Origin of the sequence: Streptomyces sp. NRRL F-5755 (assembly GCF_001279365.1) — a bacterium.
GTDB classification, from domain to species: Bacteria; Actinomycetota; Actinomycetes; order Streptomycetales; family Streptomycetaceae; genus Streptomyces; species Streptomyces rimosus.
This window is the reverse complement of sequence record NZ_LGCW01000252.1, coordinates 20,524-45,991: the sequence shown is the minus strand read 5'-3', so window position 1 is coordinate 45,991 and position 25,468 is coordinate 20,524. Positions and strand designations below refer to the sequence as shown.

Here is a 25,468-nt window from a genome sequence, read left to right as displayed (position 1 = left end):
CTGCGTAAGGCCGAGGGTGCCCGGATCCGACCGGGTTCTTCCGGCGCAGTGACGGACGAGAGTTCTGGCGAGGAGCGGGCACAGTGCAGCGCTGGCGTGGCTTGGAGGACATCCCCGAGGGCTGGGGACGCAGCGTCGTCACCATCGGCTCCTACGACGGCGTGCACCGCGGGCACCAGCTGATCATCGGGAAGACGGTGGCACGCGCCCGGGAGCTGGGCGTACCGGCCGTGGTGGTGACCTTCGACCCGCACCCCAGCGAGGTGGTGCGGCCGGGCACCCACCCGCCGCTGCTGGCCCCGCACGAGCGGCGCGCGGAGCTGATGGCGGGCCTCGGCGTGGACGCCGTGCTGATCCTGCCGTTCACCAAGGAGTTCTCGAAGCTGGCCCCGGCCGACTTCGTGGTCAAGGTCCTGGTCGACAAGCTGCACGCGAAGCTGGTCGTGGAGGGGCCGAACTTCCGCTTCGGGCACAAGGCGGCGGGCACCGTGGACACGCTCGCCGAACTGGGCGGCACCTACGACTACCAGGTCGAGGTGGTGGACCTGTTCGAGCGGGGCACGGCGGGCGGCGGCGAGCCGTTCTCCTCGACGCTGACCCGCCGGCTGGTCGCCGAGGGCGACGTCGCGGGCGCGGCGGAGGTCCTGGGGCGGCCGCACCGTGTCGAGGGCGTGGTGGTACGCGGCGCCCAGCGTGGCCGGGAGCTCGGCTACCCGACGGCGAACGTGGAGACCCTGCCGCACACCGCCATCCCGGCGGACGGCGTGTACGCGGGCTATCTGCACGCGGCCGGCGAGAAGATGCCCGCCGCCATCTCCGTCGGCACCAACCCGCAGTTCGACGGCACCGCCCGCACCGTCGAGGCGTACGCCATCGACCGCGTCGGGCTGGACCTGTACGGCCTGCACGTCGCGGTCGACTTCACCGCGTACATCCGCGGCCAGGAGAAGTTCGAGACGCTCGACGGGCTGCTGGAGCGGATGGCGGTGGACGTGAAGGAAGCGCGCGAGCTGATCGCTTCGGCGGAGGGCTGACGGGCGACAGGCTGTGGCGTCCGCTCGCGCGGGCACCTGGACATACGGGACGAGGCCCGGCACTTGGGAAAGTGCCGGGCCTCGTTGCGTGCGCCGCGGGGCCCCGGACGGCCGGGGCCCCGCGGCAGGCGCTGCTACTGGGGCGGAGGCTGCTGCGTCCAGCCGGGCTGGAGACCGGGCTGACCGGGCATCTGCGGCGCGTCCGGAGGCGGTTGCTGCCAGCCGGCCGGCGGCTGCTGGGCCTGTGGTTGCTGGGGCTGCTGCTGAGGCTGCTGGGTCCATCCGCCCTGCTGCGGCGGGTACCCGACGGGCGGCTGGCCCTGCGCTTCCTGGCCCGGCTGCGCGTAACCCTGCTGGCCGTACTGCTGCTGCCCGTACTGCTGGGCGTTCGGGTCGCCCGGCATCTGCTGCTGGGCGGCGGGGTCGTTCCATACGCCCTGCGCCTGCTGGGCCCGGGAGAAGTCCTCGGCGACCAGCGCGGCCAGGTTGAAGTACGCCTCGCGGGTCTTCGGGCGCATCATGTCCAGGTCGACCTCGGCACCGGCGGCCAGGTGCTCGTCGAAGGGGACCACGACCACACCGCGGCACCGGGTCTCAAAGTGCGACACGATGTCGTCGATCTTGATCATCTTGCCGGTCTCGCGGACCCCGGAGATCACCGTGATGCCGCGCTGGACCAGGTCGGCGTAGCCGTGCGCGGACAGCCAGTCCAGCGTGGTGCTGGCGCTGCTCGCGCCGTCCACCGACGGCGTGGAGATGATGATCAGCTGGTCGGCGAGGTCCAGCACCCCGCGCATGGCGCTGTAGAGCAGGCCCGTACCCGAGTCGGTGAGGATGATCGGGTACTGCTTGCCGAGGACGTCGATCGCCCGCCGGTAGTCGTCGTCGTTGAACGTCGTCGAGACGGCCGGGTCCACGTCGTTGGCCAGGATCTCCAGGCCGGACGGCGCCTGCGAGGTGAACCGGCGGATGTCCATGTAGCTGTGCAGCTGCGGGATCGCCTGCACCAGGTCACGGATGGTCGCGCCGGTCTCGCGGCGGACCCGGCGGCCGAGCGTGCCGGCGTCCGGGTTCGCGTCGATGGCCAGGATCTTGTCCTGCCGTTCGGCGGCGAGCGTGGCGCCCAGCGAGGTCGTCGTCGTGGTCTTGCCGACGCCGCCCTTGAGGCTGATGACCGCGATGCGGTAGCAGGAGAGCACCGGCGTACGGATCAGCTCCAGCTTGCGCTGGCGCTCCTGCTCCTCCTTCTTCGCGCCCAGCTTGAAGCGCGAGGGCTGCGCCTTGGCGCTCGACTTCTTCTTGGGCTGGTTGCGCAGCAGCCGGTCAGAGGTCAGCTCGACGGCCGCGCTGTAGCCCAGGGGCGCGCCGGGAGCGGCCCGCTGCTGCGTCTGCTGCTGGCCCGGCGGTGAGTACTGGGCGTAGTTGGCAGCGGCGTTGGGGTCGGTGCCCTGGACGGGGGTTGGGGGTTGCGGCTGCTGCTGCGGCTGCTGTTGTTGCGGGGCCTGGGGCTGAGCTTGCTGGGGCTGTGGGGCCTGAGGCTGTGGGGCCTGCGGCTGCTGTGCCTGCGGCTGTTGGGCTTGTTGGGGCGGCTGGGGCTGTGCCTGCTGCTGGGGGTAGCCGGGGTACTGCTGTTGCTGCTGGGCGGGAGCGCCCTGCTGCGGGTAGCCCTGGGCGGCCTGCGGGTAGCCGTAACCGCCCTGCTGCTGCGGATAGCCGTACGCGGGCTGCGGCTGAGCCTGCTGCGGTGCCTGCTGCTGAGGCTGGGCTTGCGGGTAGCCGTAACCGCCTTGCGCGGCAGCGGAATTGGGGTCGGCCTGCTGCGGCACCGGGGCGCCCTGCTGAGGCTGCTGCGGATACCCGTACGCGGGCTGCGGGTAGCCGTAAGCGGCCTGCTGGGCCTGCTGGGCCTGGTGCGGTGCCTGCTGCGGCGGCTGCGGCTGTTGGGCCTGTTGCTGTGCCTGCTGCTGCGGGTAGCCGGCCTGCTGCTGGTACTGCTGCTGGGGCTGTGCTTGCGCATACCCCTGCTGCTGGGTCTGCGGAGCCTGCTGCTGGTACGGCTGCTGCTGAGCCTGAGCCGTATGCGGATCCGCAGGCTGGTACTCCGGAGGCAGCGGCGGCAGGTTCGCAGGCGCACCTGCCTGCTGCCCGGCAGCAGCGCCCCAAGGCGCACCCTGCTGCGGCTGTGCCTGCGGCTGCTGTGTCTGCTGTGCGTATGGGGGCTGCTGGGGGGCGTCCTGCTGGGGCGCGGCCTCCGGCTGCGGCTGGACTTCCGGCTGCTGAGGAGCCGGCGGCTGCCCATCCGGCGAGGACTGCTGCTGTGCAGGTACCTGCTGTACAGGCGCCTGCTGTACGGGCATCTGCTGTGCGGCGACCGGCGCTTCGGGCTCCTGAGCGGGCTGAGGCGTGAACTCCGCGGGGGCGGCTTCGGCTTCGGCGGGCACGCCGGACTGCGCCGCGGCGTCCGCCTGCGGCTCGTCGGCGGCCGGTGCTTCCTCGACCGGGGCGGCCTCCACCGGGGCGGGCGCGGGGGCCGGTTCGGGCTCCGGGTCGTCGTCCCACAGCGACGCCGACGGGTCGACGCCGACGCCGGATCGTACGTTCCCGGAGGAAGGCGCGTCGGACGACGGCGCCTCGGCGGGCTCCGGGGACTCGGCGGGCGCCTCCGGCGCCGCTTCGGCCACGGGCGCGGGCGGCGCCGGGGGAGCCACCGGAGCCGTCGGCTCGGGCGCCGGCGCTACGAGAGCGGGCGCGACCGGCGGCGTGGTGGGCGCGGGCGCCGTGGGGGCGTCGGTGGCGCCGTCGGGCCGCAGCGTCGGGAACCCGGGCGGCGCGGCAGGCGGCGCGGAGGCGCCCTGCTGGGGCTGCTGCGGGGCGCCCTGGGCGGGCCCCGCCTGGGGCGGCCCGGTCAGCGGCGCGCCGGTGGGCGGCGGGGCAGGCGTGGCGGCAGGAGGTGTCGAAGCGGCGGGCGCCGTCGTGGCACCGCCGCTGGTGTCGTTGCTCGCGTACCAGGCCGGAGCCGCAAAATCGATCTTGAATTCACCCGTCAGATCGAACTCGGACTGGTCGTCGTCAGGATCGTTCCCGTCCGGACGGAAAGCCTCCTGCTCCCTCACTGTGCCTCCTGGTGTACTGAAACGCACCTGAACGGCAGGACCGGATACAGGCGGATCAATCGGATGTAGCGGACGTCGGAACACACCACCCCGGGTTGCGCCAACACTAACTGTCTCCATCCCCGTATCGGCAGCCGTCGGTGTGCCCCTGCGGCTCTCCAATACAGCCTAATCAACAGTCGGCCTCGAACGGCAGTCGATGTCATCTCGTCTTGGCAACCCACCGGAGTGCCGCCGGGCGCACCCGCCGGCACGCCGCCCGCTGCCGGTCCGAACCGGCTCGGTCACGTGGCCGTACGTACGACAACGCACGGGGCGCGGGCCCGCGGCGCCCCGTGCGGGGCCCGCGGACACCCGCGCCGTGCGTGCGTCGTGCCGGGCCGTCAGTCCATTCGCCGCGGCTGGCCGAGCAGCTGCGTCTCCGCTTCGGTGGGCTGCGTCATCACGAACTCGTGGCTGTCCCGCGTGCACCAGAGCATCGCGTTGTCGCTGAGCGTCGGCAGCACCTGTCCTATCTGCGCGGGCAGCCGCATGGTGCGCGTCACCACCTCGGCCTCCTCGGGCGACAGCCGCTGCAGGCACACCAGGTCGGCGCGGGCCAGCATCTGCGGCGAGCGCGGCCCCAGGAACGGCAGCACGGTCAGGACGGTCTGCCAGGGGCTCGGCGCCAGCTGGTTGCGCGGCGGGCGCGCGCCCATGTCCCGTACGACCAGGACCGGGCTGGAGACCGACGGCCCCTGCGGCGCGATCTGCCGTACGTCGTGGACCGAGACGCACTGCTGCCCGCCGCCCGCGGCCTGCGCCATCTGGCCCCAGGCCGACGGCCGCGCGGTCTCGACGGCGACCCGCGCGCCGGTGGCGACCGTACGCAGCGCCAGCACCTGCGCCAGCCACATGCTGCCCACCAGCGCCACCTCGAGCGGGTTGGGCCGCAGCAGGCTCAGCACCGCGGGCCGGTTCTGCGGGTCGATGCCGACGATGACGCCGTCCTCGGCGACCGGCAGGGTCAGCGACCCCAGCGACTCGGCGGTGAGCACGTGCGGGCTGCGCCGCGGGCCGCGCAGGCCGAAACCGGGCTGCGGGCGCGGCCCCGTGGGCGCCGCCTGCCGCTCGTCGGGACGGGGCTCGTGCGAGAGCCGCGGCCCGCCCCCCGCGGGCGCGCCGCCGATGGGGGGATTGCGCCAGCCGTCGCTGCTCGGGGTGGCGCGGGGCTGGTAGGTGGGCGTCGCCATCAGCGGGTACCTCCGAGGGGGAGCGTGGCCAGCAGGCCGGGGAGCTGCTCACGGTCCAGCCGTACGAGACCGACCTTCACGGAGCCGGAACGGCGCTCCAACTCGTTCTGCGCGGCGTTCAGTTCGTTCTCGCTGCGGGTCGAGAGGCGGACGTAGCCCGAGATGGCGGGTGCCCGGCCACTGCCGTGCGAGGCGGTCAGCGCGAAGGTGCTCGCCATCGCCGGGGTGCTGCCGAGCAACTGGACGATACCCGCCAGCGGCGTGCCGCCCTGGCCGAGCTGGGGCCAGCGGCCGATCCAGTACGTGGTGTGCCAGCGGTCGTCGCAGCGCATGGCGCGGACCGTCTCCTGGGTGCGGCGCGCGGCGCGGCCGTCGCGGCCCATGGCGCCGTTCGCGGCCCGCGGGCTGACGCACACCGCGGTGCCGACCGCGGCCACCACCTCGCGCTCGGCGAGCACCTTGGCCCGTACACCGTGCGCGGAGAGCCGGCTGACGAGCTGGTCGGCGGCGCGCAGCAGCGACCGCTGGGCCCCGTCGATCCCGCCGCCGCGCGCCTCGATGGCCTCCGCGCACAGCTCCGGGTCCAGCTTGAGCGCGATCCAGGTCAGCTGCAGGGCCGGCGTCTTCGTCTGCGCCTGGAGCGGCGCGTAGGAGCGGGCGGCGACGGCCTGTTCGGGCAGGTGCGGGGCGGGCGCGGGCTGGGTGTACTGCACGAACTGCACCGATTCGAGGTGGATGTCCTCCACGTCCAGCGCGGTGTGCAGCACGTCCATCGGCAGCGGACGGCTGCCGCTCTGCGGGCGCAGCGGCTCGTCGCGGCCCTCCACCTGGACGATCGCGGTCAGGAACGTACCGTCACCGACAAAGCCGATCGCCCGCTGCTCCGCGTCGGTGTACTCGTACGTACGCAGCGCGGGGTCGCACTCCACGAGCGGCGCGAACGCCGGGTCGACACCAGCGGTGCCGCCGGCCGAACCGCCCTGCTTGGCGCGGCGCTTCATCGCACGCACCGTCGTGATCCACTCCGGCAGCGGAATGCGCCGGCGCCGGCCGAGGGCGAAGACGACGAGGACGGCCGCCAGCACCGCGGCGACGGTCAGGGCGACCGGATGGATCGCCCAGCCCACCAGCACCAGTGCCGCGGCGATCTCGATGATCGCGAGCTGCTGCACCCGGACGCCGCCGATACTGCCGGCCTGCGCGCGCAGCCGGGGTACCACCGGGCCGGCCGGCCGGTCCGTGCCACCACCCCGGCTCCCATTTCCTCCATTGCCCGGAGCTATACCGTTTTGGCCCGCATTTCCCGCGTATTGCGGCGCGGCGGAAGGCTGTTGCTGCTGTTGCCGTCCATTGCGGCGTCGAGCCCTGGTGGCGCTGGACATCCCCCGGCCTGCTCCTCTACTGATGATGTGGCTCCGAGCATTGTGCCTCTGAGCGGTATGTCTTCCCGGCCTCAGTACCGTTGTCGAGACTGGTGCGCCGGAAGGTGGCACCCGTACCGTACGGGTCGATCGACACACGGCATAGTAGAGGGCGCTGCGGCCTTCAGTGCCGGGGGCGGTCCACGGTGGATCCGACAGGCGGGGAGAGAAAGCAACAATGGCATCACGTCGGGACGAGCTGAATGCGTATTCGTTCGCTCGAAAGCGGACGACTGCGGCATTTCTGAAGCCGCTGCCGAACGGCTCGATCGAGAGTGCGCCGCGACCGCTCAAGGCCGTGCTCCCGAGCATCCTGCTCGGCCTGGTCGTCACCGTGGGCTTCGGCGCCTGCGGCATCCTCAAGCCGGTCGCCCCGAAGGGCTGGGACACGCCCGCACAAAACGTCATCGTCGGCGACAAGTCCACCACCCGGTATGTCGTTCTGAACAGCAAGGCCGAAAACGGCAGCACCCAGAAACTCCTGCACCCGATCCTCAACCTGGCCTCCGCCAAACTCCTTCTGGACCCGAAGAAGTTTCAGGTCGTAAAGGTGAAGGAAGAGGAACTCGACGGAAAAATCCCGCACGGCCCCGCGATCGGAATCCCGTACGCCCCCGACCGCCTCCCCACCGAGAAGGAGGCCGGCACCCCGAAGGTCTGGGCGGTCTGCGACCGTCCCGGCAGCGGCGAGAACAGCAAGTCGCAGCAGGCGGTGTTCGTCCTGGGCGGCAAGGACAAGGCACGGGTGGAGAACCAGGGGAAGCTGGATCTGCACCAGGCGCTGTACGTGGAGAACCCGGACGGCGAGAAGTTCCTGGTCGACAACAACGGAGTGGCCTTCGCCTTCGACGCGACCAAGGGCCAGCCGGGCGTCACACCGGCGCTGAAGGAACAGGCGAACGCCAAGCTGCGCCAGGTCATCTTCGGGGACGCGCAGCCGCAGAAGGTGTCGTCCGAATGGATGAACACCCTCATCAAGAGCCCGCTGCCGCTCGTCATGCCCCGCATCCCCGGCGCCGGCCGCCCCGCGCCGGTCAAGGGCGTGCCCGCCAAGTACAGCGTCATCGGCAACATCCTCCAGACCAACGCCGGCGACAAGTACGTCGTCCTCCCCGACGGCCTGGTGAAGGTGTCGAACTTCATGGCCAAGCTCCTGCTGGAGGGGCCGAACGCCACGGACGTCAACAAGGACGGCTCGAAGCTGACGCCGCACACGGTCTCCACGTCCGCCATCGACCCCAAGCGCGACGAGAACGGACAGGTCGTCCAGTACCTGTCCGACCAGCCGGGCACCGACCTGTGGCCCTCCGAGGCGGTCACCATGGCGAACGCGGCCGCCACCAAGCAGAACTCCGGCCTCGGCGACCAGAAGTCCGGCGCCGACGTCGCCTGCAGCGTCTACCACGGCAGCAACGTCGAGTACGCCAACGGGGCGGGCAAGCGACTGGGCTTCGAAGGCGGCGTGCCCAAGATGTCGACCTGGGTCGGCAAGGACTACCCGGCCAACATCGCCGCGGGTTCGTCCTCGTATGTCACCCCCGGCAGCGGTCTGCTCTACCAGCAGGTGTCCGGCACCGCGAAAACCGGCTCGCTGTTCCTGGTGACCGACACCGGCCTGCGCTACTCGATTCCGCGGAACAACGACAGCGCCAACAAGGCGGGCAACGCGGAGAAGGAACAGGACCAGGCGCAGGTCCACCTCGGGTACGAAAGCGTCCACCCGCCGACGGTCAACAAGGCGTGGTCGCAACTGCTCTCCGAAGGCCCCGAGCTGAACACGCAGAGCGCGAAGAAGCCGCAGAGCTCCTGATCGGGACGGAAGCGGCCCTCCGGCGCTAAAGCCGCCCGCTGCCTGACGCCGGTCACCACGGACCGGCGTCAGGCCCTTGCTCCTCGCTCCTCCACAGCTCTCTCCCCAGATCCCCGCACCATCTCCCCTTCGCGTCCTCCCGCCCCTTGCTCTCTTCTTGATCTCATGCCCCTTCCCTCCTCCCTCTGACCGAAAGAAATACTTCTGTCCGTTTCCATCGAATCGGCATTCCGGACCGGCCAGTTGGCATTGTTGTGATCCCGTCACAACCTCCCACCCGCTGTTGGGAACAGGAGTATGGAGTGGTTAAAGTGGCGGAAGGCGTCAGCAGGAGATGCCGACCGGGGGGCCTCTTCACCGACGACCCCGGGCACGACGTACGAGTCTCATGGGGGACGTTGACTTATGGCAGGTCAGCAGTTCACAACCACTGAGGAGGAGATGGTCGCATTCAGCGGCCGTATCGCCTCCGTCAACCAGTCGATCCAGGGCGAGATCACTCGTCTGAACGGGGTCGTCGAGGGCATCACGTCTGGGTGGAAGGGTGCTGCGGCCTCCTCGTACCACCAGCTGCAGTCTCAGGTCAACGACGACGCCAAGCGCCTGAACCAGCTGCTGAACGAGATCAAGGAAGCGATCGACGCCACCACGAAGAACTACGTGGCCTCGGAAGAGGAGCAGGCCCAGTCGATGTCCCACGTCTCCGCGCAGGCTTCGCCCTTCGGATGACGGGACCGCGCCGCCCGCCGCGGCGCGCCCACTTCGCCGTGGCGCACCCCGGCCCACCGCCTCGGCGGCCCTGGGCCGGCCGTTGTGCCGCGGCGTGTGAATCGACCAGATCAACTCCCTGAGGAGACCCAATGTCCGGCCAGATCCTCGTCAATTTCGCGACGATCTCCCAGGCCGCCTCCGACGTGCGCGGAACGGCCAACAACATCCGTACCCAGCTCGACGACCTCGAGTCGGGCGTCAAGAAGATCGCCGCCAGCTGGGAAGGTTCCGCGCAGGAGGGCTACCAGGCCCGGCAGCGCGAGTGGGACCAGCGCGCCGCTTCCCTGCACTCGACCTTGGAAGCCATCGCCAAGGCCCTGGACCAGGCCGCTCAGAACTACCAGAGCACCGAGTCCAAGAACGCTCAGATCTGGAGCTGACCCGTCGCTGTCCACGGACAGCCACGGCACAACGGCTGAGCAGCCACGAAGGCTCGCACAGTGGTGAATGAGGGCGGGCGCGCTGCACCAGTGCGCCCGCCCTTACGCGGTCCGGCCACGTTCTCCACGCCTCCCTGGTTCCTCCCCCTCATCTTCCCGAATCCGCCACACACGGAGAGCAGACACCTCGTGGGATCTCGCGCCTATGGTCACCGAGCCGGCCGCCGCCGACGCGTGGCGGCAGCACTGGCCGGAACGGCCTGCGCCGTCGGACTGTCCTGCGTGACCGCAGCCCCGGCGATCGCGGACCCGAACGTGCCGTTGAACAGTGGCCAGTGCACGTTCGGCACCGACGACATCAAAGAGACCCCGTGGTCGCTGCAACGCCTGATAACACAGCAGATGTGGGCCCACGGCAAGGGTGAGGGTGTCAAGGTCGCGGTCATCGACACCGGTGTCGACTCCGGCAACGCGCAGCTGCGCGACGCCATCAGCGGCGGCAAAAGCTACGTCCCCAAGGGCAAGCCCACCGTGGACCAGGTCGGTCACGGCACCAAGGTCGCGGGCATCATCGCCGCCCGGGCGAAGAGCGGCTCCGGCTTCTACGGCATCGCCCCGGGCGCGACGATCATCCCCTTCCAACAGACGGACAAGGAAAAGGGCGGTACGGCCGACAGCCTGGCCAAAGCCGTCAACGACGCGGTCGCCGCAGGCGTCGACATCATCAACATCTCGCAGGGCACCAACGCCAATCCCGCGCTCCTGGGCCCGCTGCGCGCAGCGATCACGAACGCCGAGGCCAAAGACGTCCTCATCGTCGCCTCGGCGGGCAACGGCGGCGCGAGCGGCGCCGAGCAGAGCATGTATCCCGCCGCCTTCGAGAACTCCAATGTCCTGGCCGTCGGCGCCTCCGACCGCAACAACGAGCGCGCCCCGTTCTCCCAGGCCGGCTCCTTCGTCGACATCGCCGCCCCCGGTGTGGACATGGTCTCCACCGTCCCCAAGGGCGGCAACTGCGTCGACCAGGGCACCAGCTTCGCCGCCCCCTACGCGGCCGGCGCCGCGGCCCTCCTCATCGGCCGCAACAAGGCCGAACACCAGGAGTGGAAGCCGCGCGAGATCATCTGGCACCTGGAGAAGACCGCCGAACGCGTACGCAAGAACCGCGACCACAACATCGGCTGGGGCATCGTCGACCCCGTAGCGGCCCTCAACGACAACACCAAGCCGACCGAAGAGCCCAAGCCGGACACCAACTCCGACTCCGCCGCCACCGGCGCCAACATCCAGCCTGCCGTCCTCACCATCGGCGAAAGCCCCGAGGAACGGCAGACCCGCATCGCCATCTACATCATCGGCGGCGGCGCACTGGCCGTCGCCACGGTCGTCGGCACCTCGATCGCACTGCGCGACTGGCGCCGCAAGACCGGTTACAACTCGAACGGGGAGGCCAATCATGGCTAACGATTCCTACCGCGTCGATCTCGATCGGTTGGATGAAGTGGTGAAGAAGCTCAACGCAGTCCTCAAGGACATGCAAGGAGCTTCGGGCAAGGCGAAGAGCGGGACGCATCTGCCGGAGGGGGCGTTGGGGAAGGGGTTCTCGGAGGAGGGGGAGCTTCGGAATGCTCACACCGAACTGAAGAACCACATTGAAACCAAAGTTCTCAAGAAGCTTGAGGACTTGATCGAAGATCTGACGAAGAAGACCTCCCGGACGCATGGCGCGTACCAGGACCGCGAGCAGGACACGAGCAATGCGATGCAGCATGGCCAGACTCCGTCCAATCGCCAGTATCAGTGAGCTGTGACTGTGAATACTGTGAAGGCTGAGCAGAAAAGGGGGCAGAGCCGTGGGTAGCTACGCGGACAGCAAGTACGCGCCGCAGGACAAGTGCTATGCGATCGAAAACACCACGAAGTTCCACAAGGTGGACTTCGAAGTCTTGAAGGCCATGGTGGCCAATGCTAAGCCGGAGGTCGTGGCTGGCGTCGGGCACGCCTGGGAGCAGGTGCACAACCGCCTTGTCAGTGACAACGGCGGCGGCATCAAGGCGTTCTTCGACAAGGCAATCAACGAAGTTCTCGAACACTGGGAAGGCGACGCCGCGAAGGCTTTCCGGGAGCGCGCTGAGAAGATCAGCAAGAACATCGAGAACGGTGCTCAGTACGCCAAGCTCGCTGGTGAAGGCATGAAGCGTTCGAGTGAAGCGCTGAGCGAGTACAAGAAGCACCTCGATGGGATGGAGTGGCCGAGCTGGGGCGACCGGGCCTGGGACTGGGCGACTGACAGTGGTCGCGATGACTCCAAGGCGGACGCAGCCCTGTCGGGGGGCAAGAGCGCAGCCCAGGTCGTCGAAGACCAGGAGGATTCGCTTTCCGCCGGTAAGGAAACGCAGCTGAAGGCTGCGGCGACCATGGAGTACCTGGGAGCCGCTTACCGGACCAACGCCGCCGCGATCGGTAGGGCGAGGGGGGTCGGTGTCGACGACCCGAATGACATTCCGCCCCCGGAGACCGGCCCTACCGTCCCCCCTGTTCTGCCGTTGCCTGCCGCGGTGGCCAAGAAGCCTAAACCCCTCGTTGGCGGCCCCGGAGGTTCCCTGGGTAAGGGCCCTGGCTTCTCCTCTGACGGGCTCAAGACTCCTAAGACGGACGGCATCCATGGCGGGATGGGTTCTGTACAGCCCGGCAAGGGCATGGCGCCGTCAAACATCGGCACAGGCCTCGACAGCTTCAACCCGCCCAGCCCGTCGGGACCTGGCGGTGGCTTGAGTAGCACTGGTCCTTCCGGCGGTGGCCCAGGTCTGGGTACTCCCGGTGGCGGTCTCAACAGCGGCGGTCCCGGTGGCGGCGGACACGTCGGTGCCCCGCCGGGAATGCCTGGTATCGCCGGAGGCGGTAAGTCCGGCGGACGTCCTGGTGGTACGTCCGCCAGCCGCATCGGGGGCGGCACCCCCGGCGCTCCTGGCGGCACGGGCGCCCGGAGCGGTCGGCCTGGCATGCCCGGTATGGGCGGCGGGGCAGGTGCTGGCGCCGGAGCACGTGGCGGAACCGGAGCCGGCCGTGGCGGTGCGCTGGCCCGCCAGAAGGGCGGCGTGGTCGGAGGCGCTGGCGGCAGCAAGACCGGTGGCGGCGCACAGGGCGGTTCCGGTCTGCATCGCAGCCGTGGTGGCGCGCAGGCGGGTGCCGGAGCGAACGGTCGCCGCCCTGCGGGTATGGCCGGTGCGCCGGGCGCACACGGCGCCAAGGGCAAGGACAAGGGCGAGAACGGACAGCGCCCCGACTACCTCGTCGAGGACGAGGAGACCTGGACGCCGGAGCGTAATGTGGCGCCCAAGGTCATCGAGTAGGGACCAGTCGGTCTAGACAGCCGGCGAAGACGAGACGGGGCCCGCAGTCCTCGGGCTGTGGGCCCCGTCCTGTTTCAGGAGAGGTGTACGGCATGAGCTTCACGCGGACGCTGCGTGCGGTGAGCGGCGCGGTCTTGGCGGGAGCGCTGGTCATCGGCACCGCGCCGGCTGCTTCGGCGGACTACATTAGAGACGGACAGTGGGCCCTCGGTGCCTTCGGCTCCGACAAGGTCCGTCAAGAATCCACGGGTAAGAACATCACCGTGGCGGTCATCGATTCCGGAGTCAACGGCAACCACCCTGACCTCAGGGGGAGCGTCCTTCCGGGCAAGAGCTTCGCTGTCAAGGGTGGGCCGGCCGACCAGGAGAGCGAAGACGATCACGGAACCGCGATGGCAGCGTTGATCGCTGCTCATGGACATGGTCCCAACAATGCGGACGGAATCATGGGCTTGGCGCCGGACGCCAAGATTCTCCCGATCCGCACAAAGGACTACGACGACACATTCCACGGCAATGGTTTTGCGGCGCCGTTGCGTTACGCAGTCGATCATGGTGCGAAAGTCGTCAACATGTCCTTCGTTCAAGCGCGTGCCGATGAGGAGGAGAAATCCGCGATCAGTTACGCACTGGAAAAGGACGTGCTGATCGTCGCCGGTATGGGTAATGACGGCACCGGGACCCCTCAGTACCCTGCTGCCGCTCCCGGAGTTCTCGCGGTCGGTGCTGTGGCGAAGAACGGGCAAGTCTGGAAGGACTCGAACTACGGGCCGCATGTTCGCCTTCTCGCCCCCGGGGAAGGCATCTACTCCGCTGGCCTCGGGTCCAAGTACCGCCAGGCCGACGGGACGTCCGACGCCACGGCATACGTGTCCGCTGCCGCTGCGCTCGTTCGCTCCAAGTTTCCGGACCTTACTGCCGGCCAGGTGGCCAATCGTCTGACGAAGACGGCGATCACTCCTGACGGCAAGTCCGGTATCAGTACGCCGAGTCCCAAGTACGGCTATGGCACCATCCGCCCGTACCGCGCGTTGACCGAGAACATTCCGGCTGGTTCCAAGTACGGGCCGCTCAAGGCTCCTGAGGTGCAGGACCCGACGTCGGCGGGTAATGACGGGGCCGCTGCCGGCAAAGCCGGTGAGCAGAAGGCGAGTGGGAGCAGCGGTATCGGGGTTCCGCCTATCGTGATCATCGGTCTTGTGCTGGTCGTGATCGTGGCGCTGCTCGTGGTCGTCATCGTTGTGGTTCGGCGGAAGAAGAACAACGGTGGTCCGCCGTCCGGTGGTCCTGGTGGTTACGGCGGTCCCGGTGGCAACGTCGGCTACCCGCCGCACCAGCCCGGCCCGTACCAGCAGCAGCCGAACCCCTACGGTTCATACCCGTCGGCTCCGCCCGCTCAGCCTCCGGGGCAGTAGCCGCGGCTGGAGAAGCCAACGAGAAGGGGCCCGCAGCCTGGTGCGGGCCCCTTTGGCTTGTTTGGGGCGGGGCGGGGTGGAGCGACACGGAGGTAGGTGTGTCTTGTCAGTGGTGTGATAGTCGTTCACTCGGATGAGCAATGGCGGTTTTTGTTGGTACTGGTTCTGTTGATGATGGGTTTGTTGGGGGTGGGGATCAGATGGTGGGTGGTAGGTGGGCGGGAGTGTTCGGTTTGTGGAGGGGGTGGGATAGGGGCCTGTTTCGGTGGCGCGTGAGTGTGGGCGATAAAGGTTTCTTCGGGGTGTGTGGATGAAGCGGCGGGGGTGAGAGGGGAGCGATTGCTGCCGGGGTGGGGACGTGGAAGGCTCGCGGCATCTTGAGCCGCTGGCGGGCGTGATGTTCGTCGATGCGGCGAGGCGGATCGCGAATGGGGGTTTGTGATGAGTGACGCGTTCGATGTCGATTCGGATGGGCTTCGGCGTCAGGGGCGGGAGTTCGCTGAGATCGGGGTGGAGTTCGGGGTTGCATCAAAACGGTTGCAGACGACTTTGCAGGGGCTGGGGGAGCCGTGGTGTGGTGCGGAATTCGCCGAGACCTTCGCGATGATTTATGAGCCGGTTCGGGACGGCATGTTCAAGTCCATGGACTCGCTCGGGAAACGGATGGAGGGGGTGGGGGAGAAACTGCAGGAAATGGCTAGGAGGTATGAGACGGCGGAGCGGGGCGGGGTGCATTGCGTCGGGCAGGTGTCGCGTTCGTACTCTTCGCCTTGGGGGTAGTGGTGGCGGGACGCGTCCCGAAGGGCGGTGACCGTGGCGCTGACATTGCCCGGTGAGGTCGTGTGGGTGCTCGATCTGCTCGGGTACTCCTGGCCCGAGGCGGACGAGGACAAGCTCATGGAGTGCGGGCGGGCCTGGCTGGAGTTCGCGGCTCAGGTCGGGCGGACCGATGGGCAGGGTGAATCAGTCGTACGAGAGGTTGCTTCCGCCAACTCGGGTGAGGCGGTGAGCCGCTTTTCGGAGACTTGGGAAGACTTCTCCGGCGGGGCGGGCGCTTACCTGCCCGACGCGCAGGTCGCGGCCAGTGTGATCGGGGTGGCTTTCGAAGTGGCGGCCGCTGCGGTTTTCGCGGCCAAGGTCGAGGTGATTGTGCAGCTCGTCGTGCTGGCTGTCGAGCTCATCTCGGCGCAGGCTGCCGCTCCGTTCACGCTCGGGCTTTCCGAGGTGGGCGCACTGGGGGTGACTCAGGCCACCCGTCTCGCGGTGAGACGGCTCTTGGACACGCTGAGGCGGGAGGTAGTCGAGGCGATCACCAAGGCGATGGCGGAAGCCGCGGAGAAGGGTGTGAAGAAGATCGCCTCGGACTTTGTGAGGAAGCAGGTCAAGGACTTCGCGACGGATTATGCGAAGAAGGCCGTCAGGGACGTCGTTGTCGATCCCGCCAAGGAGAAGGCCACGGACATCGTGACCGGGGCCGGGCAGGACATCGTCCAGCAAGGTGTCGAGAGCCACTTCGGTGCTCGTGATGGCGTCGACCTGGGGGACACGCTGGACGGCGCCAAGGAGGAATTCGGGAAGCAGTTCGGTGCGGTCGAAGGCGGGGCGTTCAAGCCTGGTGAGTATGTGGTCGGAGCGCCGAGCGGCGGAGGGGAGAGGGAGGGCGGCTTGGCCGGACTTCTCGACCCTGCAATGCATCGGGATCGGCTGGTCGACGGGGCGACGGAGGCGGGCAACGATGCGCTGGCGACGAAGGCGAGGGACGGCCTTCGGCGTGGGAGGGGAGAGGCGGAAGAGGGAGCGGGAGATGTTGAGGGGGTGAGGGAGGGGAGAGGGGTGGAAAGGGCTGGAGGTGCGGGAGGTCGTGATGCTGAGGACGTGCGCGCTGTCTTTGGCTGATCGCGCGGCATTGGCATGGCGGGTGGGGTGACGGCGCGCGGCGCTCGTGCTTCGGTCGCTCAGGCCGGTTCGAGTGCGATTGGCGGGCGTACGGGCGGGGCTCGTTGAGGGTGCGCGGCAGTGCCCGCGGGGCCGGCTGCTCAAGCCCGTCTGTCGTGCGAACGGCGGCATGAGGGGGGATGGGCGAGGCGAAGAGCGAAAGGCGAGGGTGACGGGCGGGGTATGGAGTGGCGGGCGCGGGGCGTGCTGCGGCGCTCGCCGCCCAGGCCGCCCCCTCCGAGTCCTCGCTCCGAGTTCCCGCACGGCTGATGACTGAGTGATTGCGGCCGGTACGGCGGCACTGGCTACACGGCCGCGGGTTGGGTTGCGCCGCTAGTTCTACGGGTAACGCCCGGCCCATGCGAACGGCTGGCGTCGGCCGACCCGGATCGCCGCGGCGACGTCCCACAGTCGGGTGACCCCGCTCGAACCCTCAGCCCAGCACTCTCACCCAAACACAGCCCGCACGGAATCCTTCGCACCGTCCGTGACGTCTTGATGGCGCGTGGCGGCGCCGCCGGTTCGGTTGTCGACGTGTTTCTGGGCCGAGTCGAGGCCGCGGTTGGTGAGGTCTTCCTTGGTGTGGTCGACGTAGGTCTGGGGGTCGGCCAGGCTCTGGGCGCCTTCCTTGAGGCCGTCGACGTATTCGCCGGCCTTTTCCTTGCCGATGTCGGCGGTTTCGCCCCAGTCCATGCCGTCGCGGGCGCCGAAATGGTTCTCGATGCCCTGCTGGGCGACGTTCTGCCCCATTTCCGTGGCGGCTTCGGTGGCCTTCGCCTTGCCCTCTTCGACGACCTTGTCCTTGACGGTCTCCTTGACCGTGTCCTTGACCGTCTTCTTGGCGTAGTCCATCGCCAGCTGCCGGGCTTCCTTGGACACGGCCTTCTTCGCCATCTTCTTGATGGCGTCCATCGTCGCGTGTTCCATGGCCTTGGTGGCTGCCTGGACGACCTCTTGTTTGATCTTGTTCAGGATTTCACGGACGGCGACGCGGGTGAGCTGTGTGGCGCCCGCCGCGCCGGCTTCGGAAAGGCCGAACGTGAACGGGGCGGCGGCCTGCGCGGCAATGAGTTCCACGGCGAGGATGACGAGCTGGGCGATGATCGCGATCTTGCCGGTGAGTACGGCGATGGCCGCCGTATCGAAGGCCAGGGCGATGACTTCGGCGGCCAGTTGGGCGTCGCGCAGATAATGGTCGGATCCGGAGCCGCCGGAGAAAGCGCCCCACTCCTTGGTGAATCCTTCGACCGCTTCGCCCGTATTGGCCGCGACCACCTCATTTGCTGCTGACCCGCCCTGCGAAGCCGCCTGCTCTACCTGGGCGGCGAAGGTGCGCCAGGTTTCGGCGCATTTGAAGAGCGCGTCCTCGTCGGCCTCCGGCCAGTCGTACCCGAGGAGCCCGAGGACCCAGGCGACCTCGCTCGGCAGTGTCAGTGACACAGTGATCGTCCCCCCTGCGGTAGCAGCCGTGCGCGGCTGGAGTGTCGTTCTTGGGCTTGGTGTTGGTGCTGATCAGAGCGTGGAGAGGGGGCGGGGGTAGGCGGCGGGCCGCAGGGTGGGGCGGGCGCCAGGGGCGGTTGGCCAGGTGGGCCGGGCCGGCGGCCTGGTGTGGTCCGTGCGGCGGTCCGTACGGTGTGGGCTGCCCGCCGCCGGGTGCCTCAAATGGCGGGGCGCTGGACCGAGCTGACGACGTGGACGCCCTGTTCGTCGGACGCTGTGTACGTTCGGGCCATGCCCTGGAGTTTGTCGCCGATGTCTTCGAGGCGTTCGCCCAGGGAATCCATGGATTCGAACATGCCGTCGCGGATCGGTGTGTAGATGGTGTCGAAGACGGCGCCGAAGTCCGCGTCCTCCCAGGGCTTTCCAAGGCCCTCCAGGTCGTCCTTCAGTTTCTTGGCCGCCTTGGTGAACTCCGTGCCGATGTTCACGAACGCATGACCCTGTGTGCGCAGCACGTCGGGATCTACGTCGAATGCCTTGTCCGCCATCACGGCCCCCGTCATTGCCCTGTCATTCGTGCTTGGCGCGTTTCGCTCTCGACACGTCCAGCGTGGCCACTTTATGCGCTCTTAACGCAGGCATGTCAAGGCGGCCCATGAGGGCGGCCACCGGGTTGGCGGCGGTGCTCAGCGAGGGGACAGTGGTGGCGAAAGTGGGGACAACAGGGCGTTGATGAGAGGCGGTTGAGGGGTAAGGGGTTCGGTGAATCCGGTCGAATGCGGATCGAAAATTGGGGGATTGCCCGGGGTGGGGTGTGGATGGCCGTAGGAATGCAGGGCGGGAGGGGAGTGGTGCGGACGGGGAAAGAGGTGGTTAAGTTTCGGTACCTGCCCGGTCAAGCGGTTGTGCGCCTCGGAAGTACGCGGTGCACAGACCGCATGGGGCGGCCACCGTGCGCCCTGCCCGGTCGTACGGATGGCGCGGATCACCGGCCCACCCGGCCTCGCGTTCCGCCCGGTCGCCTCGGCTTCGCAGCCGATCCGGCCGCCCCGGCCATGCATCCGTCCGGTCGTACGGCCCGGCCCGGCCCATCGTCCGGTCACGCGGCTCCGGCCGTACCAACACCGAGCAGCCGCCCCAACCGCCCCGCACTCATGAACTGTCCTCCACAGCAACACGGTGCCTCATGCCAACGCAGCCCTTCATACGCCCGCGCTCCCCGGCCCGACGGCACTCTTCCGCGGGCAGGGTCGTCGGTGCCGGTCTCGTTCTCGCCGGGGTGTTCTTCGGCGGGGTGACTGCCGCGGACATGAGTTACCCCAACGGCCATAAGGGCGACGCCGGCACGCTGATCGTCCAGGAGTGCCGTACGCAGTTCGAGCGCGTCGGCTCGTCCCGGCATCGGCACGCGCGGCCCGTCGACACCTGTACGGGCACCTTCCGCGCCGACCGGGGCGGCGCCGCCGTGGAGGACGCGACGGTCGAGACCCCGGCCAAGTTCGAGCCGGGCACGGAACTGGGGGTCCAGAAGACGGACCACAGGTTCGTCGTGATCGACGAGCAGTGGATCTGGCGGAGCCTGGCGATCGTCTGTGTCGCGGTGTGTGCGGTCGTGGCGGGTCTGTTCTGCCTGCTGACCGGATTCGGCAGTCGCCGCGGTCCGGGGGTCCGAGAAGCATGGCGCCGCGTGCCTGGGGGAGTGGTGGTCCGCTACGTCCTGGCCGGGGTCGGCGGGCTGGCTGCTCTCGGCGTGGGAGCCGCGTTGCTCGTGGACGGGATCGTCCGATGAGGTCTGCGACAGATCACCGCGGGCCGCTGGCTACGGTCGGGGCGCTGCGCCGGGGGCTGGCGGCGGTGACCAGCCGCCGTAACGCCGCCCGCTACGTGCTGGGGCGCGCCGTCGGGCTCGTCCTGCTGGTACTGGGGGTGATGGCCGGTGCGATCTCTGCCAAGGAGGCGGCTCTCGCTGCCGGGATTACGGGTACCCACGGCACGTACACGGTCGAGGAGTGCCACGAGCACTACCCGGCCGCCGGCAGCCGCCGCTCGGGCAGAACGATCAGTTGCACCGGCGCCTTCCGCCCCGCCCGGGACGGCGACAGCGGTGACCGCGGTGGTGGCGGCAGCGCCTCCGGTACCGGCGGTGTCAATCCGTTCGGTACCTTCCACCCCGACGCGGTGTACCCGCCGGGTACCCGGGTCCCCGTCCAGACCGGGAACGGCGGAACGTACGTGGCCGCCGGATGGAAGCATGCCTGGGGCAACCTCGCCGGGGTGGGGGTCGCGCTGCCGATGCTCGCGGCGGGCGTGTTCTGCCTGCTGACCGGCTTCGGCGCGCGCTGGGGGCGGTCGTTCGCGGACAGCTGGGACGGGCTGCCCGGCGGGTTCGTGCTGCGCCCGCTGCTGCTGTCCGTCGCCGGGATGGGCATCCTTGGTGCAGCCGTCTTTCTCTTTTTGCAGCATTACGGGTGACACTGCGGGCCGCCTGGCCGACCGGGCGGGTGCGTACGGGCCGTAGGCTCGGGCACGTCGCAGAAGCCCGTACACCCGGCACGCGTCGGCATGTTCCGCATGCCGCTGCGCGCTTTGCTCGTCCCGCTCCTCCGCACGCCCCTGGAAAGGATCGCTGACCATGGCAGCACAGTCGGAACACACCAGGTCAGGCGCGTCCCATGCGTCCAGTGGGAACAACGCGCCGGGTGTGCGGGACGGGGTGAACCGTGGTCTGGGGCGACTGATCGGTGTCGGTGTTCTCCTGGCCGGGCTCCTGCTGATCGCGGTCGGCGTCTACGTGGGCCCGTATTCGGTGTGGGTGGACGGCAGCCCCGGCAAGATCACGGTGGAGGCGTGCGCCACCGACTACCACTACGCGAACAAGCAGCACTCCGGGAACCGTACGCGCGACATCCAGTGCTACGGCACGTTCCGGTCCGACGACGGCCGGACCAAGGACCTGAACGCCAGCGTCGACTCCTGGCACAAGTTCAAGGAGGGCGACCTGATCGAGGTCCGCCAGGTCGGCCGCTCCAGCTATGTGCAGCACAGCTGGAACCGGCTCGCCAACGGGGTGCTGTGCCTCTGCGGCGGCCTGGTCGTCCTGGTCCTCGGCGTGCTCTGCACCGTGACCGGCTACCGGTTCCGGGGCGCCCCGTCCTTCGACGACGCCTGGCGGTCGGTCGGTGCCGGGGTGCTGCGCACGCTGATGGTGGGAGTGATGGCCGCGGGGCTGATCGGCGCGGTGCTGTCCGGGGCGGTGCTCTTCTTCACGTAACGGAGCGAACTCCTCCGTAGCGGAGCGAACGCCTCCGGACCAAAGTGAACTGTTCCGAGCGAAGTGAACTGTTCCGAAGCGGTACGGGGTGTTCCGTAGCGATCGGGAAAGTTCCGTACGGCGGCGCCACGTGTGCCGCTCGGGAGCCCCTGCGCCCCCGAACAATCGTCCCGTACCATTCCCGCTCATGGACGCACCCGCCGATGAACAGCCCCTGCCCGGCCGCCTCGGAAGCCTGACGCCTCGTCAGGCCCGCCGGGTGCGCGTCGTCCTGGCCTCCGTGCTCATGGCGGCGATGGCCGTGGTGCTCGTGGTGCGTCTCGCGAGCCGCACGTCGGTCCTGGTCGTGGGGGTGTACGGGGCCGCACTGATCCTGTGCGGGATCGTGATCGAGCTGAGCCGGAACGGGCGTACGCGGCTGGGCAGCTGGCTGCTGGGTGTCGGGCTGGCGGCGGCCCTCGCCGCGGACTGGCTGCTGCTGCCCTGAACGGACGGCCGCCGACCGGAACGCACGCGTAGTGTTCCGGTCGGCGGTGATCGAAAGCGGTCAGGGCGGGCCGTGAATGATCAGAACAGGCCGTGCCACATCTGCTCGACGATCAGGGACCACCAGTTCTTGTCGCTGTCCAGGGACCACGCGTCGATCGCGACCAGCTGCTCCTGGAAGGCGGCGACCGCCGCCCCCGCCGCGCGCGGGTCCATGCCCCGCATCTGCTGCCGGGTGGTCGTCAGCAGGGCCAGCGACTGCAGGAACGCCGCGAGGGAGGCGTTGACGAACCGGCCGCCGCCCGTGGACGGCTGGACCGCCCACACGGCGCCGATCAGCGCCTGGCTCTCCTCCGGTGCCGTGCACTGGACGGTGACCACATAGCTGCCGTCCGTGCCGATGCGGACATGGCCCGCCAGATTGCCGAGCGTCTCCTCGGTGGCCTCGGTGCCGATCGCGCGCAGATGCGTCGCCGCGTCCGTGAACAGGCCGCCGGCCGGTGCCCGGTCCGCCTGGTCGGCAGTGAAGAAGTACGGCACCTCCACGGGCAGCCCGGCCCAGGTCAGCGTCTTCTTGGCGGCCTCGGGCAGCCGGGTGTTCGCGATGTCGTCGGCGTCCGGACGCAGCACGCCCTGCGGGCCGAACACCTCGGCGAGCTGCTTGCCGAGCGCCACGTCGCGTACGGGCTCGGCGCGCGGCACGCTGTCGGGCGACGGGACCGGCAGGCGGTGCGGGCGCGGCGGCGGCTGCTGACCGGCGAGCTGGTGCATCATCTCGACGTGCCGGAGCAGCCCGGCGACACCCTCGGCGCGCTGCTCGGACGCCATGCCGTAGCCCTCGGTGCAGGAGAACCGGGCGTTCGGGAAGGCGCGGAAGACGAAGTCGCCCGTGTAGCCGCCGGGGAGCAGCGCCGGGCGGAGGTCGGTGTGGACGGCGCTCACGTCCTCGCCGCGTACGCCGATGCGCCGCAGCTCGTCCGCGAGTTGGTACTCGGCGGGCGGCAGGCCGGGGCCGGAGACCCGCACGAGGTTGGTCTCCTCGCCGCTCGCCGGGTCGCGGTAGGTGGCGACGGCGGTATTGCCGGGGCCGGTGACCGGCGGCTCGGCGGGGGCCGGGGCGGGAGCGCCGCCCGCGCCGTGCTTCTGCTGGTACATCCGTACGACCTCGTCGACCGGTACGGACGGCCAGACCGTCAGCTCGCCGCTGGCCCGGTCGACGACGCCGCAGGCGGCGCCCACCTCGGCCGGCGGCCGGCGCTGACCGGTCACCGGATCGACCTCGGGCGGCGGCGGAACGGCCCACACCACCCAGCCGAGGTCGAACTCCTGCATGCCGACCTGGCGCGGCGGGCCCTGGTGCCCCTCGGGGTTGAGCCAGCGGTCGGCGGTGGCCTGGGCCTGCGCCTGGGTGATCACGAGCGGTCTCCTTCGCGGCCGTGCGGGCCGGCGGGGGTGTCGGCTGGATGGGCGGGGTCGGAGGGAGCGGTGGGGCCTGTGGGGGCGGCGGGAGCCGGTACGGAGTCGCCGGGCGCGGAGGCGTCCCCTGCCGGTTCCGGCAGGGGTACCGGCTCCGGCAGCGGTATCTGCAACGCCTTCACGCCGCGCGCCGTGGCGACGACGAGCACGCCGTCGGGCGACAGGTCGGCTCCCGTGAAGGGAGTGTCGCTGATCAGGGCGGCCACCACCGTCCGGCGCCGCCGGTCCCACACCCGGAGGTAGTCGGCGCCGCGGCTCAGCGCGAGCGGTGCGGCGGCCCGTGCGTCCTCCGAGGGGCGCAGGATCAGCGCCGGGTCGGCGTCCACGTACCCCGGGCTCAGCAGCGGGTGGACGAGCACGGCGGTGCCGCCCGTCCCCGCGTCACCGGCCGGGACCGTACGCGAGCCAGGGGTGTCCTCGGGGACGAGGACGACGGCGACCGGCAGCGCGCCGGAGGCCGGCGCACCCGCATCGCTCTCCGGGCCGCCGTCCGTGGGGCCCGCGGACGGTGCCCCGTCGGCCGGAGCCTGCGGCAGGCTGCCGACCGTGACGTCGGTGGCGCCGGGCAGTGGCTCGCTCCACAGGGTGCGCCACGGCAGGTCCAGGTCGAGGGCGTGCAGCGCGTCGGCGTACGGCCCGAGGCCGTCCTCGACGAAAGCCGTCTCCAGGAGCGCGGCGCGCATGCCGACCGGTGCCTGGGAGCGGGTGAGGAGCGGGGCCGTGCGCAGGTACGTACGCGCCGGAGCGCCCAGGGCGTCGTACGGGACGGCCTCGACCGCCGCCCGCAGCGTCACCGGGTCGGCGTGCGCGAACAGGGCCGGGTCGGTGAGCAGTTGCGGCAGCAGACCGGCGGCCAGGGTGTGCGCGGCGAGGTGGTCGCGGACGTACGGGTCGGCCCGGGACCAGTCCTGCTGCGGTACGGCTTCCAGCAGCGCCATGGCGATACGGGTCTGCGCGTCCCGAACGTCGGCCAAACCTGCCCGTATGGCGTCGGCGACACCGGGGTGGACGAGGCGCAGCAGCGTACGGCTGCCGGCGGCCTCACCGTCCTGCTCCGCAGACGCGCCTTCCGCCGGCACCTCCATCGGCTCCTCCACCGGCACCTCCACCGGTTCGACGAACGGGCCTGCGAGCAGCATCCCCTCCGCGATCTCACGGCTCATGTCGCGCCCGGCGACGGCGTTCGCCAGGGCGCCCCACAGCTCGATGGGCAGCCCGTCCCCCTCGGCGAGCGCCGGCGGGGTCAGCATCAGCCGCAGCGTCTGCGGATCGGCGCCGAGCCGCCGCGCGTGCCAGTCCAGGGCCTCGCCCGCGCTGCCCGGCAGCAGGGAGGTGTCGGCCGGGTCGAAGCCCTCGGGCCGCATGAGGATGCACTGCACGGCGAGCTGCGCGGTCAGCCGGCTGCCGCCGGCGCGCTCCGCGATGGCCTCGGACAGCGCCCGGCGCGCGCTTGGATCTTCGGTGTACGGCAGTGCCGGGGCCCCGAACCTCGGGTCGAGCGACGTCTCCACCTGGAGGACCAGCCCCGCCGGGTCGGCCCAGCGCGGCTCGTCCAGGTCGATGACCTGGCCCTGCCCGGCCGGCAGCGACTCGATCACCTCGGCGGCCAGCTCCCGCGGCACGTCGGCGAGCAGATGGACGGTCCCGGTCGCCGCGAGCGGCTTCAGTACCTCCCGCACCAGACGGGCGGGTTCGTCGGCGGCACGCACCGGTCCGGCCCGGTCGACGTCCGGAACGACGACCATCACCGGGTCAGCGGCGGCGAGTTCGGGAACGATGTCGGCGGTGCGGGCGGCGCCCAGGCCGTAGTGGTCGGCGAGGGTCCACAGGAGCTGGTCCGAGGTGAGCCCCCGGGGATCCGGCACGGCGGGCGCGGGCAGGTCGGGCGGCACGATCGTCGGGTCCAGGTCGTCCAGCGGCAGCCGCTTGCGGTACTCCGGGTCGCACAGCATGAGGAAGCCGGTCATCAGGCGCGAACGGCCGCTGCCGGGGCTTCCGGTGAGCACGACGACGCGCGGCGCGCCGGGCCACTGCATGCGCCACGCGGCGAGCGCGCGCAGCACGGCGGTGCGGCCGCCGATGTGCGGGTGGGGCGCATACCCCACCGCACCGCCGCGCTCCTCGTCCGAGGCGTTCATGAATTCCTCGTCCCCCATGAATCCTTCGCCCTTTACCGTCGTGGATCGGCGTATGTGCCGACTGACCGTCCTGCTGTGCCGATCTTCGCCGATCGTGCTGTTCCCGTTGTCCGCGCCGCGTCCGTCGCCCGCGCGTTCCGTGCTTCCCGCGCCGCTTCGGACGCCCGTGCGTTCCGTGCTTCCCGTGCCCCGT

At 69.9% G+C, this 25,468-nt stretch carries 21 protein-coding genes; 14 read left to right on the top strand and 7 right to left on the bottom strand.

What is annotated here, in order from left to right:
* The first annotated feature begins 83 nt into the window (after positions 1-83).
* Complete coding sequence (locus ADK86_RS19715; protein ID WP_030600003.1) at positions 84-1,034, top strand: bifunctional riboflavin kinase/FAD synthetase; 951 nt, start codon at positions 84-86, stop codon at positions 1,032-1,034.
* A 134-nt stretch (positions 1,035-1,168) separates the two neighbouring features.
* Here the strand turns inward: ADK86_RS19715 and ADK86_RS19710 are convergent, their stop codons facing one another.
* The 3 genes from ADK86_RS19710 to eccE all read right to left on the bottom strand — a co-directional run bounded on the left by ADK86_RS19710 (position 1,169) and on the right by eccE (position 6,599).
* Positions 1,169-4,147 carry an SCO5717 family growth-regulating ATPase gene (locus tag ADK86_RS19710; protein ID WP_053697738.1) on the bottom strand — a complete coding sequence of 993 codons (2,979 nt, stop codon included), beginning with the start codon at positions 4,145-4,147 and terminating at the stop codon, positions 1,169-1,171.
* A 383-nt stretch (positions 4,148-4,530) separates the two neighbouring features.
* Complete coding sequence (locus ADK86_RS19705) at positions 4,531-5,379, bottom strand: hypothetical protein (protein ID WP_053697737.1); 849 nt, start codon at positions 5,377-5,379, stop codon at positions 4,531-4,533.
* The gene (gene eccE / locus ADK86_RS19700) at positions 5,379-6,599 is read right to left on the bottom strand and encodes a type VII secretion protein EccE (RefSeq protein ID WP_053697736.1); all 1,221 of its coding nucleotides are present in this window, start codon (positions 6,597-6,599) and stop codon (positions 5,379-5,381) included. Before eccE ends, ADK86_RS19705 begins: the two co-directional genes overlap by 1 nt.
* Before the next feature lie 379 nt (positions 6,600-6,978).
* Between eccE and eccB the strand changes: the two genes are divergently transcribed.
* The 9 genes from eccB to ADK86_RS19655 all read left to right on the top strand — a co-directional run bounded on the left by eccB (position 6,979) and on the right by ADK86_RS19655 (position 16,425).
* The gene (gene eccB / locus ADK86_RS19695; protein ID WP_063789040.1) at positions 6,979-8,610 is read left to right on the top strand and encodes a type VII secretion protein EccB; all 1,632 of its coding nucleotides are present in this window, start codon (positions 6,979-6,981) and stop codon (positions 8,608-8,610) included.
* A 405-nt stretch (positions 8,611-9,015) separates the two neighbouring features.
* Positions 9,016-9,339, top strand: a complete 324-nt coding sequence (locus ADK86_RS19690) for a WXG100 family type VII secretion target (RefSeq protein WP_030182276.1) — start codon at positions 9,016-9,018, stop codon at positions 9,337-9,339.
* A gap of 131 nt (positions 9,340-9,470) precedes the next feature.
* A complete protein-coding gene (locus tag ADK86_RS19685) occupies positions 9,471-9,761 on the top strand; it encodes a WXG100 family type VII secretion target (protein ID WP_003982686.1) in 291 nt (96 codons plus the stop codon).
* A 189-nt stretch (positions 9,762-9,950) separates the two neighbouring features.
* Positions 9,951-11,225, top strand: a complete 1,275-nt coding sequence (gene mycP, locus ADK86_RS19680; protein ID WP_053697734.1) for a type VII secretion-associated serine protease mycosin — start codon at positions 9,951-9,953, stop codon at positions 11,223-11,225.
* Positions 11,218-11,565, top strand: a complete 348-nt coding sequence (locus tag ADK86_RS19675; protein ID WP_053697733.1) for a hypothetical protein — start codon at positions 11,218-11,220, stop codon at positions 11,563-11,565. The genes mycP and ADK86_RS19675 overlap by 8 nt, the downstream gene beginning before the upstream one ends.
* Before the next feature lie 49 nt (positions 11,566-11,614).
* Positions 11,615-13,114 carry a hypothetical protein gene (locus ADK86_RS43200; RefSeq protein WP_159393899.1) on the top strand — a complete coding sequence of 500 codons (1,500 nt, stop codon included), beginning with the start codon at positions 11,615-11,617 and terminating at the stop codon, positions 13,112-13,114.
* 92 nt (positions 13,115-13,206) lie between these two features.
* A complete protein-coding gene (locus ADK86_RS19665) occupies positions 13,207-14,529 on the top strand; it encodes a S8 family serine peptidase (RefSeq protein WP_053697752.1) in 1,323 nt (440 codons plus the stop codon).
* Positions 14,530-14,970: 441 nt separating this feature from the next.
* Complete coding sequence (locus ADK86_RS19660) at positions 14,971-15,309, top strand: WXG100 family type VII secretion target (protein WP_053697751.1); 339 nt, start codon at positions 14,971-14,973, stop codon at positions 15,307-15,309.
* A 66-nt stretch (positions 15,310-15,375) separates the two neighbouring features.
* Complete coding sequence (locus ADK86_RS19655; protein WP_199834435.1) at positions 15,376-16,425, top strand: PE-PGRS family protein; 1,050 nt, start codon at positions 15,376-15,378, stop codon at positions 16,423-16,425.
* 486 nt (positions 16,426-16,911) lie between these two features.
* On the opposite strand, the gene ADK86_RS19650 is transcribed toward ADK86_RS19655, so the two are convergent.
* Both ADK86_RS19650 and ADK86_RS19645 read right to left on the bottom strand, forming a co-directional pair.
* Positions 16,912-17,904, bottom strand: a complete 993-nt coding sequence (locus ADK86_RS19650) for a hypothetical protein (RefSeq protein WP_053697730.1) — start codon at positions 17,902-17,904, stop codon at positions 16,912-16,914.
* Positions 17,905-18,122: 218 nt separating this feature from the next.
* Entirely contained in the window at positions 18,123-18,452 is a 330-nt protein-coding gene (locus ADK86_RS19645) for a WXG100 family type VII secretion target (protein ID WP_053697750.1), read from the bottom strand.
* 761 nt (positions 18,453-19,213) lie between these two features.
* On the opposite strand from ADK86_RS19645, the gene ADK86_RS19640 reads away from it, so the two are divergent.
* The 4 genes from ADK86_RS19640 to ADK86_RS19625 all read left to right on the top strand — a co-directional run bounded on the left by ADK86_RS19640 (position 19,214) and on the right by ADK86_RS19625 (position 21,662).
* A complete protein-coding gene (locus ADK86_RS19640) occupies positions 19,214-19,693 on the top strand; it encodes a hypothetical protein (protein ID WP_159393898.1) in 480 nt (159 codons plus the stop codon).
* Entirely contained in the window at positions 19,690-20,376 is a 687-nt protein-coding gene (locus tag ADK86_RS19635) for a hypothetical protein (RefSeq protein WP_159393897.1), read from the top strand. Before ADK86_RS19640 ends, ADK86_RS19635 begins: the two co-directional genes overlap by 4 nt.
* A gap of 160 nt (positions 20,377-20,536) precedes the next feature.
* Entirely contained in the window at positions 20,537-21,175 is a 639-nt protein-coding gene (locus ADK86_RS19630; protein WP_159393896.1) for a hypothetical protein, read from the top strand.
* A 187-nt stretch (positions 21,176-21,362) separates the two neighbouring features.
* Positions 21,363-21,662 (top strand): hypothetical protein, encoded by a 300-nt coding sequence (locus ADK86_RS19625; RefSeq protein WP_053697727.1) that lies wholly within the window; start codon positions 21,363-21,365, stop codon positions 21,660-21,662.
* 80 nt (positions 21,663-21,742) lie between these two features.
* On the opposite strand, the gene ADK86_RS19620 is transcribed toward ADK86_RS19625, so the two are convergent.
* Positions 21,743-23,077: an SUKH-4 family immunity protein gene (locus ADK86_RS19620; RefSeq protein ID WP_053697726.1), complete on the bottom strand. Its 1,335-nt coding sequence runs from the start codon at positions 23,075-23,077 to the stop codon at positions 21,743-21,745.
* Complete coding sequence (locus ADK86_RS19615) at positions 23,074-25,293, bottom strand: hypothetical protein (RefSeq protein ID WP_053697725.1); 2,220 nt, start codon at positions 25,291-25,293, stop codon at positions 23,074-23,076. The genes ADK86_RS19620 and ADK86_RS19615 overlap by 4 nt, the downstream gene beginning before the upstream one ends.
* Positions 25,294-25,468 lie beyond the last annotated feature (175 nt).